The organism is Variovorax sp. Soil_C_12, from assembly GCF_057657375.1.
Map to the genome: position 1 here is coordinate 219,675 of NZ_JBDGIO010000008.1, position 14,975 is coordinate 234,649.

Here is a 14,975-nt window from a genome sequence, read left to right on the forward strand (position 1 = left end):
TGTCCCGTCAGGTTAAACGCACGTCCCCGTTCGTCAATCGGCGTATCCCCCGAATCGAAACAATCAGCGTCGAACCTAGCCGCTGATCTCGATGAGCCCATTCAAACCCACTGCCGACCCCTGCATCAATGTTTGCAGGATGGACCTGGACGGAAAGTTCTGCCAGGGATGCAAGAGAACCCAGCTGGAAATCGGCGGCTGGGCACGGATGACCGAGCAGCAAAGGGCCGACGTTGCCGCCTTGATCGAGCAGCGCATGGGCCCGAGGGTCACGCTCGACGCGACGGTGCGGCCGGCTCCATAGACCGGCGCTTGCCACGCACCATTCGAAAAACCAACCCCTGTGACGAAAACGGAGACACATGAACGCAAATCTCATCGCCCCCACGCCGTCGGCGTACGCATACCCATTGCTCATCAAGCAGTTGCTGGTCAACTCGCTGAGCCTGTACGGCGACCAGGAAATCACCTATCGCGGCGAAATGCGCTACAGCTTCCGCGAGTTCCGCCAACGCATCGGCCGCCTCGCGTCGGCGCTGAGCGCGATGGGCGCCCGGCACGGCACCACGGTGGCCGTCTTGGACTGGGATAGCCACCGCTACCTGGAAAGCTACTTCGGCATTCCGATGATGGGCGCAACGCTGTTCACGGTGAACGTGCGTTTGTCGCCGCAGCAGATCCTCTACACGCTGAACGATTCGGAGGCCGAGATCGTGCTGGTGCATGCGGATTTCGTGCCGATGCTCGAGCAGATCAAGGATGGGCTCAAGGGCGTGCGCCACATTGTCGTGATGGCAGACGGCCAGCCCGTGCCGCAGACGGCACTGCCGCTGGCGGGCGAGTACGAGACCTTGCTCGGGCAGGCCTCGCCCGAATTCGAGTTCCGCGACTTCGACGAACAGACCAAGGCGGCAACCTTCTACACGACCGGGACCACGGGCGACCCGAAGGGCGTGAGCTATAGCCACCGCGACATCGTCCTGCATGCCCTGGTCGCGGCCACGAGCCTGTGTGCGCAGAAAGACGGCCAGCGCCTGCACCGCGAAGACGTCTACATGCCCATCACGCCGATGTTCCACGTGCTCGCCTGGGGCCTGCCGTACGTCGCCGTCATGCTGGGTCTCAAGACGGTTCTGCCGGGCCGCTACGTGCCGGAGCTCCTGCTGAAACTGCGCCAGTCGGAGCAGGTCACCTTCTCCCATTGCGTCCCGACCATCCTGCAAATGCTGTTGCAGGCGGCACCCCAGGATGGCGCGCCGGACCTCTCGGGCTGGAAGATGATCATCGGCGGCTCGGCGCTCTCCCCGGTCCTGTGCGAGGCGGCGCTCGCCCGCGGTCTCGATGTGTTCGCCGGCTACGGCATGTCGGAGACCGGCCCGATCGTGTCGCTGGCACAGCTTCCGCCCGGATTCAAGGCTGCCGATCCGCGCGAGGAGGTGCGGATGCGATGCTCGCCCGGTCGTCCCGTGCCGCTGGTGGACTTCCGCATCGTCGACGAAGAGATGCGCGACATGCCGCGCGACAGCAAGAGCCAGGGTGAAATCGTCCTGCGCGCGCCCTTTCTCACGCGGAGCTACTTCAAGAAGCCCGAAGCGTCCGAGGAGCTGTGGGCGGCAGGCTATTTGCACACGCAAGACATCGCGGTCATGACGCCGGGCGGATTCGTCCAGATCGTCGATCGCATCAAGGACGTGATCAAGACCGGTGGCGAGTGGGTCTCCTCCATCGAGGTGGAAGGCCTGATCGCCGAAGTACCTGGCGTTCAGGAGTGCGCCGTGATCGGCGTGCCCGACGCGAAGTGGGGCGAGCGGCCCATGGCCTTCGTCGTCTGCAAGCCCGGCATGGAACTCGAGCCGAGCGCCATCTGCGAACGACTTCTGGGACATGTCGAATCGAAGCGGATCAGCAAATTTGCCGTCCCGGACACGGACCGCATCGCCTTCGTCTCCGAGATCCCGAAGACAAGTGTCGGAAAGATCAACAAAAAGGCGCTGCGCGGCCAGCCGCCCACTTCGGAAGAGTTGTCCGCCGGACTGCGCAAGGATTCCGCTCGCGTCGGCGAGGTTCTGCGCTCGGTCAACTACAAGCCCGAGTGAGCGCGGCATGAACTCTCTGACGGCGACCGGCTGGCGCGAGCCGGCGCGCACGAACTTCCACGGCATCCTGGTGTCGGTGGTGGTGGCGGTGGCCGCCATCTCGCTGGCCGAGCACTACCGCGTCTCGGCGATGCTGTTCGCGTTGCTGCTCGGCATGGCCTTGAACTTCCTGTCGACCGAAGGCCGCAGCGCGCCGGGCATCCGGTTCTCCGCCAGCACGCTGCTGCGCATCGGCGTCGCGCTCCTGGGCGTGCGCATCACGCTGGGGCAGATCACGGCGCTGGGCGCGCTGCCGATCGCGATGGTCGTGGGCTCGGTGGCACTGACCATGGGCTTCGGCATCCTGCTGGCGCGCCTGATGGGCTACCGAACCCGCTTCGGCGTCCTCACGGGCGGCGCGGTGGGCATCTGCGGCGCCTCGGCGGCCATGGCGATCGCCGCGGTGATCCCCACCCATCCCGAGGACAGCGTGAAGGAGCGAGCCACCATCTTCACGGTCATCGGCGTCAGCACGCTCTCCACGGCCGCAATGGTGCTCTACCCGATGATCGCCACGGTGCTCGGCTTCGGCCGCGAGCACGCCGGCGTGTTCCTGGGCGGCACCATCCACGACGTGGCGCAGGTGGTCGGCGCGGGCTACGGCATGTCGAAGGAAACGGGCGACGTCGCGACCATCGTCAAGCTGCTGCGCGTCGCGATGCTGCTGCCGGTGATCCTGGTCATCACGCTGGCGTACCGCAAGCAGCATGCCGGATCGTCCGATGCGCCGAAGCCGCCGCTGCTGCCCTGGTTCGTGGTGGCCTTCGCGCTGATCGTCGTCGTCAACAGTCTCGGCCTGATTCCCGCAGTGGTGCAGCAGGCACTGCAGACGCTGTCGACCTGGCTGCTGGTGGTTTCCATGGCGGCGATCGGCATGAAGTCGCACCTCAAGGACTTTGCCACCGTCGGCTTCAAGCCGATCGTGCTGATGGTCAGCGAAACCGCATTCCTCGCGATCCTCGTGACCGCGTTCATCTACCTGGCCCGTTGAGTAGGCCTGGCGAGGCGCGCGCCGATCGACACCCCTCAGGACCTGCGCTGCCCGTCGACGAAGACCGCCAGCTCGCCGGGTGCAAAGGCGGTCCAGGTCTCGTTGACGGTCAGGGGCGCGGTCACCACCACCGCCACGCGGTCGTCCGGCGTGGTGTGCTGGGCGAAGTCGATGGACAGGTCTTCGTCCGACAGCTCGGCCGTCAGGAAGGGATGGCGCCGCTCGATGTACCAGAGGTTCGTCGAGGCATGGGACCACAGCGCCTGTCCGTTGGAGAGCATGAAGTTGAAGGTGCCGTGGCGCAGGAAGCGCGGCGCCAGCTCGCGCAGCGTGAGCGTCAGCTCTTCGACGGTGGGCACGTCGGCGTGCGACTTGGCCAGCTCCTGCATGATCCAGCAGAAGGCATGCTCGCTGTCGGTGCTGCCCACCGGGTGAAAGTTGCCGTGCAGGCGCGGGCGGAAGTCCTTCAGGTCGCCGTTGTGGGCGAACACCCAGTAGCGCCCCCACAGCTCGCGCACGAAGGGGTGGCAGTTCTGCAGGTTCACCGCCCCCTGCGTGGCCTTGCGGATGTGGGCGATGACGTTGCGGCTCTTGATGGGGTAGCGACGGATCAGCTCGGCCACCGGCGACTCGCAGGCCGGCTGGTGGTCGACGAAGTGCCGCAGGCCCCGGTCCTCGAAGAAGGCGATGCCCCAGCCGTCGGCGTGGTGGTCGGTGCGCCCGCCGCGCTGCGCGAAGCCCGAGAAGCTGAAGGTCACGTCCGTCGGCGTGTTGCAGTTCATTCCGAGAAGCTGGCACATGGGGGTGATTAGAACGCAGCGAAGGGCTCAGGGCTCGCGCTTTTCCCGGAGTTGCCAAGCCGCGCAGATCGCCAATGCGCACAGCCCGGCCAGCAGCATGAACACCTCGTCGAAGGCGGCCAGCCGCGCCGTGCTGGTGGCGGTGTTCGCCAGCGAATCGCCATGCGCGGCCAGCCGCCATTCGAGCACGATCGCGCACAGGCTCACGCCGGCGGCGCCGCCCAGCATGCGCAGGAAGTTGATCGCGCTGGCCCCCTGCGGGATCAGCGGCTTCTCCAGCGGGCGCATCGACCCCAGGTTGAGCGAGGGCAGGATGAAGCCCAGCCCCACCCGCCCGATCACCGCGAAGACCGCCAGCAGCCAGATGGCGCTGTCCAGCTGCAACACCAGCATCAGCGCGAAGGAGGCGGCCAGCAGCGCCAGGCCGATGCACACCAGCAGCCAGGTCGGATGTCGGTCGGCCAGCCGGCCGACGCCCGCGATGGTGAAGGCCAGCACCAGCCCGGCCGGCAGCAGGATGGTGCCCACGTGCGAGGCCGACAGATGCAGCCCGACCTGCATGTAGACCGGCAGCAGGTAGGTCGAGCCGAACAGCGCCGTGCCGTAGATGAAGGCCACCACGCTGCCCATCGCGAACTGCCGGTGGTGGAACAGCGCCAGGTTCATCAGCGGCGTGCCGCCCGCAGCCGCGACGCGCCGCTGCCAGGCGATGAAGGCGCCGAAGGCCGCCCCGGCGCCGGCCAGCAGCGCCGCCGCCTGCAGCGGCGTATCGCCCCGCAGCTGGACCAAGCCGTTCAGCAGGCACAGCGTGCCGACCGTGCCCAGCGCCAAGCCGCCCCAGTCCAGCGCCCCGCTGCGGGCGGCGGTGACGCCTCCCGGCGCGGTGACCGGCACGAACTTGTAGGCCAGCCAGATCGAGGCGACGCAGAAGGGCACCACCATGAAGAAGATCGAGCGCCAGCCGAACAGGTCGACCAGCACGCCGCCGATGCTGGGGCCCACGGCCGGCGCCAGCACCACGCCCATGCCGAAGATGCCGCTGGCGCGGCCCTGCTCGTGCGGCTCGAAGGCGCGCAGGATGATGATGGCCGGAATCGGCTGCACCACCCCGGCGGCCAGCCCCTCGGCCACGCGCGCCGCCAGCACCAGCGGGAAGTGGTTGGCCAGGCCGCCGCTGATGCCGCCGGCCAGCAGCAGCACCATGGTGCCCACGTAGGTGCTGCGGTAGCCGTAGCGCGCCAGCAGCCAGGGCGTGGTGAGCATCGAGACCGTCATCGCCACCATGAACCCGGAGCTGACCCACTGGGCGCGCTCCTGTCCCAGCGCGAAGTGGTGGCTCATGCCCGGGATCGCCACGTTGACGATGGTGGAGGACATGATCGAGGCCATGACCCCCACCATCACCGAGAAGAGCAGCAGCCAGCGGTAGCGCGACCCGTAGCGGGCGCTGAGGGAGAGGGGCGGGGGCGTGTCGATCATCGTGGGGCAGCCTGTTCGGGCTGTCCTACAAGGATACGGGCATTGCACGGCCGGCCGTCGCGATGGCCGCCCCGACAATGGCCCGTCGTTCTTCCGCAGGCCAAGCAAAGAGAAGAGAGACATGGAATCCGCCACCGACGACAAGACAACCACCGGCACCGATGCGGCCCCCACGCTCGCCGCCGAGCTGAAGGCGCCGACGGTCACCCGCGCCTACCAGTGCCAGTGCGGCCGGCCCGTGTTTCTGCGCAACAGCCAGTGCCTGGCCTGCCACACCCCGCTCGGCTACGTGGTCGACCACCTGGGCGTGGTGCCGCTGGCCCCCGACACCCGCGAGGGCGCCGAGCCCGACACCTTCACCCTCTTCGGCGACGCCGATGGCAAGGCCTACCGCCGCTGCGCCAACCTGCTGACGCCCGCGGCCTGCAACTGGATGGTGCCGGCGCCGCGCGAGGGCGACGATCCGTCCTTCAACACCGACGGGCTGGTGCCCGGCCTTTGCCTGGCCTGCAGCGTGACGCGCACCATTCCCGACCTGTCGATCGAGAGCAACGCCGAGCTGTGGCGCAAGCTCGAACTCGGCAAGCGCCGGCTGATCTCGCAACTGCTCGCGCTTGAGCTGCCCGTGGTCACGCGGCTGGCCGATCCGGTGCATGGCCTGGCCTTCGACTTCCTCGGCAACCTCCCGGGCGGCCCGCACGTGATGACCGGCCACCAGATGGGCGTGATCACCCTCAACGCCGAGGAGGCCGAGGACGCGGTGCGCGAGCGCATCCGCGCCGAGATGCGCGAGCCCTACCGCACCCTGGTGGGCCATTTCCGCCACGAGATCGGCCACTACTACTGGGACCTGCTGGTCCACCCCACCCACTGGCTCGAGCCCTTCCGCGAGCTCTTCGGCGACGAGCGTGCCGACTACGCGGCGGCGCTGCAGGCGCACTACGAGAGCGGCCCGCCGCCCGACTGGGCCAACCGCTTCGTCACCAGCTACGCGAGCTCACATCCGTGGGAGGACTGGGCCGAGACCTGGGCCCATTACCTGCACATGGCCGACACCGCCGACACCGCGATGAGCTTCGGCGTCGACGCGCAGAACGTGGAGCTCACCAGCGACCTGTTCGAGCTCTCGGACCTGTGGCAGCCCGAGCATCCGAAGGCCGCCGAGTTCCTCGACTTTCTCAACGGCTGGGTGCGGCTGACCAATGTGCTCAACGAACTGTCGCGCAGCATGGGCCAGCCTGACTACTACCCCTTCGTGCTGCCGCGCGTGGCGGTGGGAAAGCTGCAGTTCATCCACGAGGTGATTTCGGAGCAGCGCGCCGGCTCGCGCGACCCCGCCCCTGAGCGATAGGGCTTGCTCCCTCCCGGAGGGCGAGGGAGTTCAGACGGGCTCCGGAGCAACTGCATCTACAGCGCAGCGCGCGCAGATACAGGCCAGGCCTCGCGCCTGCGCCGGTATGCGGGCGAGCGCCTCCGGGCTGACGGCGGCCTGCATGCACCAACAGGGCCCTTGCGCCTGGCCGGACACGCGTTCGAGCTCGATCGCGCAGCGATTGGCTTCGCCGCACAGCGGACAGCGCGAGGCATCGACGCCCGACTTCACGCCCATATCACTTCGCGATCTCGAAAGCCGGCAGCTTTTTCTCGACCGAATGGTTCTGCAGCGTCACGTACACCGGCAGCCCGTCGCGGTAGGCGGGGTAGTCCTCCCCCTGGATCAGCGGCAGCAAATACGCACGCCCCTTGTCGCTGATGCCGTACCCGTCGGGCGAGATGTAGTCGCGCGGCATGAACTTCTCGGCATTGGCCACCTGGTCCAGCGGCGCGCTGCCGATGCGGTAGGCATACGGCGTGTCGGACGTGCGCTCGATGGTCGGCATCACCGAGTTCTTGCCTTCGAGCGCGAGCTCGACGGCGCGCTGCCCGAGCTCGTAGGCCTGGCGCGCGTCGGTGGCCGAGGCGATGTGGCGCGCCGAGCGCTGCAGGTAGTCGGCCACCGCCCAGTGGAACTTGTAGCCCAGCGCCTCTTTCACCATCTGCGCCACCACCGGCGCCGCGCCGCCGAGCTGCGCGTGGCCGAAGGCGTCCTTGCTGCCCTGCTCGGCGAGGAAGCTGCCGTCGGGATGGTGCGCGCCTTCCGACACCACCACCGTGCAGTAGCCGTGGTGCTTGACCAGCGCATCGACCCGCGCCAGGAAGGCCGGCTGGTCGAAGGGGATCTCGGGGAACAGGATCACGACCGGGATGCCGTGGTCCGCCGCCAGCCCGCCGGCCGCCGCGATCCAGCCCGCATGGCGGCCCATCACCTCCAGCACGAAGACCTTGGTCGAGGTCGCGGCCATCGAGCGCACGTCCAGCGAGGCCTCGAGCGTGGACACCGCCACGTACTTCGCGACCGAGCCGAAGCCGGGGCAGCAGTCCGTCAGCGGCAGGTCGTTGTCGATGGTCTTGGGCACGTGGATGGCCTGCAGCGCATAGCCCATCGATTGCGACAGCTGGCTCACCTTGAAGCAGGTGTCGGCCGAGTCGCCGCCGCCGTTGTAGAAGAAGTAGCCGATGCCGTGGGCCTTGAAGACCTCGATCAGCCGCTCGTACTCGCGCCGGTTCTTCTCCAGCGATTTGAGCTTGTAGCGGCAGGAGCCGAAGGCGCCCGCAGGCGTGGTGCGCAGCGCCGCGATGGCCTCGGCCGATTCGAGGCTGGTGTCGATCAGGTCCTCGGCCAGCGCGCCGAGGATGCCGTTGCGCCCGGCATAGACGGTGCCGATGCGATCGGCGTGCCGGCGCGCTGTTTCGATCACGCCGGCCGCCGAGGCGTTGATCACCGAGGTGACGCCGCCGGACTGGGCATAGAAGGCATTGAGGGTAGGCATGCGGGCATTCTCCCGCAGGCCCCCGCCGGATGCCAGCGCTTCAGCGCCCCGGCAGCCCCATCGCCCGCGTGATCACCTCCTTCATGATCTCGTTGGTGCCGCCATAGATGCGCTGCACCCGCGCATCGGCATACGCGCGCGTCACCGGGTACTCCCACATGAAGCCGTAGCCGCCGTGCAGCTGCACGCACTCGTCCATCACCTTGCACTGCAGGTCGGTGGTCCAGTACTTGGCCATGCTGGCGGTGGCGGTATCCAGCTTCTGCTGCATCAGGAGCTCGATGCACTTGTCGACGAAGACCTGCGCGACCTGCACTTCGGTCTGCAGCTCGGCCAGCGTGTAGCGCGTGTTCTGGTAGGCGCCCACGGGCTGGCCGAAGACCTTGCGGTCCTTGACGTAGGCGACGGTGTGGTCGATCGCCGCCTGCGAGGCCGCCACCGCGCTGATCGCGATCTGCAGCCGCTCCCACGGCAGCTGTTCCATCAGGCAGACGAAGCCGCGGTTCTCCTGCGCTTGCCCGCCGAGCAGGGCGTCGGCCGGCAGGTGCACGTCGTTGAAGAAAAGCTCGGAAGTGTCTTGCGCCTTCAGGCCCAGCTTCTTCAGCCGCTGGCCCTTCTCGAAGCCCGGCATGCCACGCTCCACCAGGAACAGGCTGGTGCCCTTGGCGCCGCCCTCGGGGTCGGTCTTGGCGACCACGATCACCAGGTCCGCATGCCAGCCGTTGGTGATGAAGGTCTTGCTGCCCGAGAGCCGCCAGCTGCCGTCGGGCTGCTTGAGCGCCGCGGTGCGCACGGCCTGCAGGTCGCTGCCGGCGCCGGGCTCGCTCATCGCGATGGCGCCCACCATCTCGCCGCTCGCCAGCTTCGGCAGGTAGTTGTTCTTCTGCGCCTCGGTGCCGTAATGCAGGATGTACGGCGCCACGATCTCGCTGTGCAGCCCGAAGCCGACGCCGGTGAAGCCCCGCGCCCAGAGCTCCTCGAACTGGATCACCGAATAGAGCAGGTCGGCGCCCGCGCCGCCGTGTTCCTCGGGCAGCGACATGCAGAGAAAGCCGTTCTCGCCGGCCTTGTTCCAAAGCGTCCGGTCGACATAGCCGTGCGCCTCCCAGTCCTCGTGGAAGGGCGCGATCTCCTTGTCCATGAAGCGGCGGAAGCTGTCGCGAAAGGCCTCGTGGTCGGGGGTGAAGAGGGTGCGTTCGATCATGCTTGTCTCCCCGGAAATTCAGGCGCGCGCTTCTGCAGGAAGGCGGCGACGCCCTCGGCGAAGCTGGGACGGTTCAGGAGCTCGCGCTGGCGCTCGCTTTCGTAGTGCAACTGCTCGGGCAGGGTGTGGCGCGCCGATGCCTCGAAGGCGCGGCGCGCCTCGATCACTGCATGCGCGGGCAGGCGCGCCAGGCGCTGCGCGAGCTGCTGCGCCTCGAGCAGCAGCAGGTCGTCTTCCACGCAGGCCCAGATCAGTCCCCACTGCGCCGCCCGTTCGGCGCCCAGGCGCTCGTCGAGCAGGCTCATGCCCATGGCGCGCGCCGGGCCCACCAGCCGCGGAATGATCCAGGTGCAGCCCAGGTCCGGCACGATGCCGAGCTTCGGCAGGAAGGACAGGTAGAAGTAGGCGCTCTTCGCCGCGATCGTCACGTCACCGGCCAGCGCGAGGCCCACGCCGGCGCCCGCAGCGGCGCCGTTGACCGCGCACACCACCGGCACCGGCAGCGCGCGCAGTTCCTCGATGAGCGGGTTGCTCACTGACTGCATCCACTTCGCCGTCTGGTCGCCCAGCGTCTCGTTGGCTTCGGGCGGGCGCATCGCGCTCAGGTCCGCACCCACGCAGAAGGCCTTGCCGGCGCCGGTGAGCACCACCGCGCGCACGCCGCGGTCCTCGCGCACGCGCGCAAGGGCGGCGCGCAGCTCGTGCTGCAGGTCGAGCGCGATCGGATTGAGCTTGGCCGGCAGGTTCAGCGTCAGCGTCGCCACGCCGTCCTTGGCTTCCCACAGGACGGCGGCCATCAGAGCCGCTCCACGATCGTCACGTTGGCCATGCCGCCGCCTTCGCACATGGTCTGCAGGCCGTAGCGCTTGCCGCGCTGGCCCAGCGCATGGACCAGCGTGGTCATGAGCTTGGTGCCCGAGGCGCCCAGCGGATGGCCCAGCGCGATCGCGCCGCCGTTCACGTTGAGCCGGGCCGGGTCGGCGCCCAGCGCCTGCAGCCAGGCGACGGGCACCGGCGCGAAGGCTTCGTTCACTTCGTAGAGCTCGATGTCCTCGATCTTCAGGCCGGCCTTCTGCAGTGCGCGCCGCGTGGCGGGAATGGGTGCTTCCAGCATGATCACCGGGTCGTGGCCCAGCACGCTCATGTGGTGGATGCGCGCGAGCGGCTTCACGCCGAGCGCCTTCAGCCCGCGCTCGTTGACCACCAGCACGCCGCTGGCGCCGTCGCAGATCTGGCTGGCCGTGGCGGCGGTGCAGCGCCCGCCCTCGGCGATCAGCTTCACGCCGGCGATGCCCTCCAGCGTGACATCGAAGCGGATGCCTTCGTCCACGGCGTGCATCTCGCCTGCGGCGCTGCCGTCGGCGAGGCGCGCCTCGACGGGCAGGATCTCGCCGGCGAAGGCGCCCTCGCGGGTCGCGGCGATCGCGCGCCGGTGGGTCTCGAAGGCGTAGCGGTCCAGCGCCTCTTTCGTGATGCCGTAGTTCTTCGCGATCATCTCGGCGCCGGTGAACTGGCTGAACTCCACGCCCGGGTAGCGGCGCTGCATGGCCGGGCTGGTGTAGCTGCCCAGGCCGGCCTTGGCCGGCAGCGCGTTGGGCGTGAACATGGGCACGCGCGTCATGCTCTCGACGCCGCCCGCGATCACCGCGTCCATGCTGCCCGACATCACGGCCTGCGCCGCGAAATGCAGCGCCTGCTGCGAAGAGCCGCACTGCCGGTCGACCGAAGTGCCGGGCACCGATTCGGGCAGCTTCGACGCCAGCACCGCGTTGCGCGCCACGTTGCTGGCCTGCTGGCCGACCTGGCTGACGCAGCCGAGGATGACGTCCTCCACCGCCGCCGGGTCGATGCCGCTTTTCGCGACCAGTGCGTCGATCACCTGTGCCGCCAGGTCGGCCGGATGCCAGCCCGCCAGCCTGCCGCCGCGGCGGCCGCCGGCGGTGCGCGTCGCGGCCACGATGTATGCCTCTGCCATGTGATGTCCTTGTCCGGGGAAGAAAAAGCCATGGCCGGCGCAACCAAATGCCAAAAGCAAAACGCCGTCACCTGGGGTGACGGCGTCGCTGCGTCAGGGCCACGAGCGTCGATGGTTCAACGCCCGGGGCTGCAAGGTCAAGCCGGGGACATCCCGTGGGGCGGGAGTCGCCAAGGCGACCGCGCGGGCTCTTCCCGCACCGGCAGCGCCGCGGGCCGCGAGCCCGAGACGGTGATGCACGAAGGCTCGAGCGCCGACACCAGCATGCGCCGGTGCTGGTCGCCTTCGAAGCGCTCGCCCGGTGCCAGCACGATGTCGCGCGGATCGTGGTCCAGCGTGACCCACACGCTGCCGCTGCGGCATTCGATGCCGACGCCGGCGGCGTCGGGCAGAGTGAAGATGGTGCGCTTGGCCAGGCTGAGGTGGAAACGGCTGGGTGCGGTGTTCATGGCGGACTCCTTTTGCATTCGGCTCTGGAATGAATATAGTGAGTTGAAGTGCCGCAGTCACACGGTCAAATGGAACTCGTAGCATGCGTGTAGAGAATGCGAAACCCTTGCCAGCGGGCGCCGAGCTGCCGCCGCTGGAGCTGCTGCGCACCTTCGAAGCCGCGGCCCGCACGCTGAGCTTCACGCAGGCGGCGGGCGAGCTTTTTCTTACGCAATCGGCCGTCAGCCGGCAAATCCAGCAGCTCGAGGCCAGCCTGGGCGTGTTGCTGTTCGAGCGCCGCCATCGCGCCCTGGCGCTGACCGAGGCCGGCGCCGTGCTGCAGCGCGCGGTGGTCGAAAGCCTGGAGCGGCTGCGCGACGCCACCGCCCGGCTGCGGGCGGCGCCGATGCTGCGGCAGGTCGCGATCACCTGCACGCCGGGCTTCGCCTCCTTCTGGCTGATCCCGCGGCTCTCCCGCTTCACCGCAGACCATCCGCGGGTCGACGTGCGGCTGTCGGCCACGCTGGAGGTGCTGGACCTGGAGCGCAGCCGCATCGACGTGGCGGTGCGCTTCGTGCCCATCGAGCGCGGCACCGGGCCCGCGCTCTTCGAGGAGTCGGTGATCCCGCTGTGCTCGCCGAGCATCGCCGGGCAGCTGCGCTCGCCCGACGACCTGGTCGACCAGACCCTGCTGACCATCGACGTACCCAAGCACAGCGAGGCTCCCACGGTCGACTGGGAGCCCTGGCTCGAGGTGATGGGGCTCACCGAGCTTCGCATGAAGAATTCCTTGCGCTTCACCCAGTACACCGACGCGGTCGGGGCCGCGGTGGCCGGCCAGGGCGTGGTCATCGGCCGCCTGCCGCTGCTGCGTGAACTGCTGGAAAACGGGAGCCTGGTGGCGCCCTTCGGCACGGATGTGGCTTCGCGCCGGGCCTATTTCATCGAGAGCTCGCGCCGCGCCGCACAGAACGCGGACGCGCAGGATTTTATTCGGTGGTTGCGCGCCGAGGCCGAGGCGGCACAGCGCGCCTGATCCGCTTCAGCGCTGCGCGACTGGCGTCGCGGCGACTCGCGTGCCGAGGCCGAAGACCGCTGCGAGCGGGCGCGTCTCCGGCAGCACGTAGACCACGCCGCGCCGTGCGCCCAGCGTGGGCTTCAAGTGGGCATCGTAGAAAGCCGCGGGCACGTTGATGCAGCCGTACGAAATGCGGTTGTCTTCAACGCTGGGCGTTGCCAGGCGCTCCAGCCGGCGCTCGGCCGGGTTGGTGGCGCGCACGCGGTGCATCGAGACGGCTGCGTCGTAGTCGATCCAGACAATGTCCTCACCCTGTAGGTTGCGGCCCGGCTCGGTGGCGAAGCGGCCCGCCGGCGTGGTGCGTTCCTCGGGCCGGATCTGGGCCATCGGGCGCTCGCCGATGCCGGGCACCGAATCGTCGCCGCGCGCCAGGCCGAGAAGGATCGGCGCAGAGGCCCGAACCTTCCCGCCGGCATCGAAAACGTGGACGCGTGCGCCCCTCTTGTCGACGACGGCGAAGGCCGTCCCCTGGTTGTCGCCGGTGGCCCGCACCCATTGAACCAGGCTCTCGAGCTCGCCCTGAGCCCACGCCGGCGCGGGGAGCGCCAGCGCGGCAGAGAGCAGGGCCAGCGCGAGAAAGCCGGGCGCTGCGCCCGGCAGGGTCGGCGACATGCGGGACGCGCTCAGTTGCGGTCAGCTCGCGCGACGCGCATGTTGTCGGTGGACCTCGGCGTGGTTGTGTCGGTCGAGGACATCGTGCCGCTGCCCGAGGTGCTGCCGCTGGCGGCGGAGCCGGAACCTGGCGTCGCCGCGCCCTGTGCGGCAGGCGTGCCGGTCGTGCCCATGGGTGTGCTGCCCTGAGTGCCCTGGGTGCCCTGCGCCTGCTGTCCTGCACCCGTTGCAGGGTTCGGCGAGCCGGTGGTGGGCGGATTGCCCTGCGCGATGGCGAAGCCTGCGGCACCGGCGATGGCCAGGGCTGCGGCGGACGTTTTCAACGCGGCGGAAAACGAGATGGATGTCATGTGCTTTCTCCTTGAAGGGTGGATGGTTGTGACTGGGGCCTCAGTGTTAGCAAACGTAGACACATGGGTCCAGGTCCGGGTCGGTGTGGCGCGCGCATGGGTGTAGGACGAGGGGGCCGCACACGGGCGGGCTGCGCGGCGGCCGTGCGGCGAAGCGTCTCGCATTACAGTTCGGGTCCGCGCCGCTTCGTGCGGCTTCAGGCCTGGGAGGGCCGCTACAACCATGACCTCGAACACAGCAGATACCGATACCGCCTCTTCGCCGCAGCCCTCGCCGTCGAAGAAGGAAAAGAACGCACCGGCCGCGCGCAAGCACCGGCGTGCCGGCGCGGCGCAGCAGAAGCTGCAGGCGCAGCAGCCCGCGCAGGGCACTCAGCCCGCACGTCCGCGTAAGACCCATCCCTTGCTGGAGCGGCTGTTCGAGCTCTATCCTGGGCTGTTCGGCGCGCGCTTCCTGCCGCTGAAGCTCGGCGTGTTCGAGGACCTGCTGGCGGCGCATGCCGACGAGTTCAAGCGCGAGGACCTGAAGATCGCGCTCGGGCTGCATGCGCGTTCCACCCGCTACCTCGAAGCGGTTGCCGCGGGCAAGCCGCGCCATGATCTCCATGGCGTCGCCGTCGAACCGGTCGCGCCCGAGCATGTACACCACGCCATCCTCGAGGTGTTCCGCCGGCGTCAGGCGCGCAGCGCCCAAGACCTGCGCCCGCAGCTGCGGGCGCGCCTGATGGGGGCCATCGAGGCCTCGGGCCTCTCGCGCGAAGACTACATGCTCGTCGTGCACAGCAACGACGAGACCGCCAACGCCGTGCTCGACGAGGCCTTCGCCGAGCTGGGCGCGCGCAACGCCAAGCGCGAGGCGCTGCGCCGGGCCTTCGAGGCCAGCGGGCGCAGCGTCGCCGAGTTCGCGGAGATGTATGGAATGGATCCGGCGGAGGTGAAGCGAACGCTGGCGGCTGCGCGAGCGCGTCCCGAGACCTCGGACCCCGCTTGACTCCCTCTCCCTCTGGGAGAGGGCGGGGGTGAGGGCACCGGCCCTTCGATGGCCCTGAGCG

General features: G+C 68.8%; 16 protein-coding genes. 6 read left to right on the forward strand and 10 right to left on the reverse strand.

The window, feature by feature from the left end; all coding sequences use genetic code 11:
* Positions 1-91: 91 nt before the first annotated feature.
* The 3 genes from AC3A6X_RS22420 to AC3A6X_RS22430 are packed head-to-tail and all read left to right on the forward strand — an operon-like array spanning position 92 to position 3,126.
* On the forward strand, positions 92-304 hold the full coding sequence (locus AC3A6X_RS22420; protein ID WP_487844271.1) for a DUF1289 domain-containing protein: 213 nt from the start codon (positions 92-94) through the stop codon (positions 302-304).
* Between the two features lie 58 nt (positions 305-362).
* A complete protein-coding gene (locus AC3A6X_RS22425; protein WP_487844272.1) occupies positions 363-2,096 on the forward strand; it encodes a fatty acid--CoA ligase in 1,734 nt (577 codons plus the stop codon).
* Between the two features lie 7 nt (positions 2,097-2,103).
* Positions 2,104-3,126 (forward strand): YeiH family protein, encoded by a 1,023-nt coding sequence (locus AC3A6X_RS22430; RefSeq protein ID WP_487844273.1) that lies wholly within the window; start codon positions 2,104-2,106, stop codon positions 3,124-3,126.
* Between the two features lie 35 nt (positions 3,127-3,161).
* On the opposite strand, the gene AC3A6X_RS22435 is transcribed toward AC3A6X_RS22430, so the two are convergent.
* Positions 3,162-3,926, reverse strand: a complete 765-nt coding sequence (locus AC3A6X_RS22435; protein ID WP_487844274.1) for a class II glutamine amidotransferase — start codon at positions 3,924-3,926, stop codon at positions 3,162-3,164.
* Between the two features lie 27 nt (positions 3,927-3,953).
* The gene (locus tag AC3A6X_RS22440) at positions 3,954-5,405 is read right to left on the reverse strand and encodes an MFS transporter (protein WP_487844275.1); all 1,452 of its coding nucleotides are present in this window, start codon (positions 5,403-5,405) and stop codon (positions 3,954-3,956) included.
* A 121-nt stretch (positions 5,406-5,526) separates the two neighbouring features.
* On the opposite strand from AC3A6X_RS22440, the gene AC3A6X_RS22445 reads away from it, so the two are divergent.
* Positions 5,527-6,756, forward strand: coding sequence for a zinc-binding metallopeptidase family protein (locus tag AC3A6X_RS22445; RefSeq protein WP_487844276.1), 1,230 nt, complete (start codon positions 5,527-5,529; stop codon positions 6,754-6,756).
* 30 nt (positions 6,757-6,786) lie between these two features.
* Here AC3A6X_RS22445 and AC3A6X_RS22450 read toward each other — a convergent pair whose 3' ends face one another.
* From AC3A6X_RS22450 to AC3A6X_RS22475, 6 genes are all read right to left on the reverse strand, one after another.
* Positions 6,787-7,014 carry a cysteine-rich CWC family protein gene (locus AC3A6X_RS22450; RefSeq protein ID WP_487844277.1) on the reverse strand — a complete coding sequence of 76 codons (228 nt, stop codon included), beginning with the start codon at positions 7,012-7,014 and terminating at the stop codon, positions 6,787-6,789.
* 1 nt (position 7,015) lies between these two features.
* Positions 7,016-8,275 carry a 6-phosphofructokinase gene (locus AC3A6X_RS22455; RefSeq protein ID WP_487844278.1) on the reverse strand — a complete coding sequence of 420 codons (1,260 nt, stop codon included), beginning with the start codon at positions 8,273-8,275 and terminating at the stop codon, positions 7,016-7,018.
* Positions 8,276-8,315: 40 nt separating this feature from the next.
* Positions 8,316-9,479, reverse strand: coding sequence for an acyl-CoA dehydrogenase family protein (locus AC3A6X_RS22460; protein WP_487844279.1), 1,164 nt, complete (start codon positions 9,477-9,479; stop codon positions 8,316-8,318).
* On the reverse strand, positions 9,476-10,276 hold the full coding sequence (locus tag AC3A6X_RS22465) for an enoyl-CoA hydratase-related protein (protein WP_487844280.1): 801 nt from the start codon (positions 10,274-10,276) through the stop codon (positions 9,476-9,478). Before AC3A6X_RS22465 ends, AC3A6X_RS22460 begins: the two co-directional genes overlap by 4 nt.
* On the reverse strand, positions 10,276-11,454 hold the full coding sequence (locus tag AC3A6X_RS22470; RefSeq protein ID WP_487844281.1) for an acetyl-CoA C-acetyltransferase: 1,179 nt from the start codon (positions 11,452-11,454) through the stop codon (positions 10,276-10,278). The genes AC3A6X_RS22465 and AC3A6X_RS22470 overlap by 1 nt, the downstream gene beginning before the upstream one ends.
* Before the next feature lie 137 nt (positions 11,455-11,591).
* Positions 11,592-11,903 carry a DUF2917 domain-containing protein gene (locus AC3A6X_RS22475; protein ID WP_487844282.1) on the reverse strand — a complete coding sequence of 104 codons (312 nt, stop codon included), beginning with the start codon at positions 11,901-11,903 and terminating at the stop codon, positions 11,592-11,594.
* An 83-nt stretch (positions 11,904-11,986) separates the two neighbouring features.
* Between AC3A6X_RS22475 and AC3A6X_RS22480 the strand changes: the two genes are divergently transcribed.
* Entirely contained in the window at positions 11,987-12,919 is a 933-nt protein-coding gene (locus AC3A6X_RS22480) for a LysR substrate-binding domain-containing protein (RefSeq protein ID WP_487844283.1), read from the forward strand.
* Positions 12,920-12,925: 6 nt separating this feature from the next.
* Here AC3A6X_RS22480 and AC3A6X_RS22485 read toward each other — a convergent pair whose 3' ends face one another.
* Entirely contained in the window at positions 12,926-13,573 is a 648-nt protein-coding gene (locus AC3A6X_RS22485; RefSeq protein WP_487844284.1) for a L,D-transpeptidase, read from the reverse strand.
* A gap of 11 nt (positions 13,574-13,584) precedes the next feature.
* On the reverse strand, positions 13,585-13,923 hold the full coding sequence (locus AC3A6X_RS22490) for a proteophosphoglycan ppg4 (RefSeq protein ID WP_487844285.1): 339 nt from the start codon (positions 13,921-13,923) through the stop codon (positions 13,585-13,587).
* Between the two features lie 223 nt (positions 13,924-14,146).
* Between AC3A6X_RS22490 and AC3A6X_RS22495 the strand changes: the two genes are divergently transcribed.
* The gene (locus AC3A6X_RS22495; protein WP_487844286.1) at positions 14,147-14,914 is read left to right on the forward strand and encodes a ProQ/FINO family protein; all 768 of its coding nucleotides are present in this window, start codon (positions 14,147-14,149) and stop codon (positions 14,912-14,914) included.
* Positions 14,915-14,975: the final 61 nt, after the last annotated feature.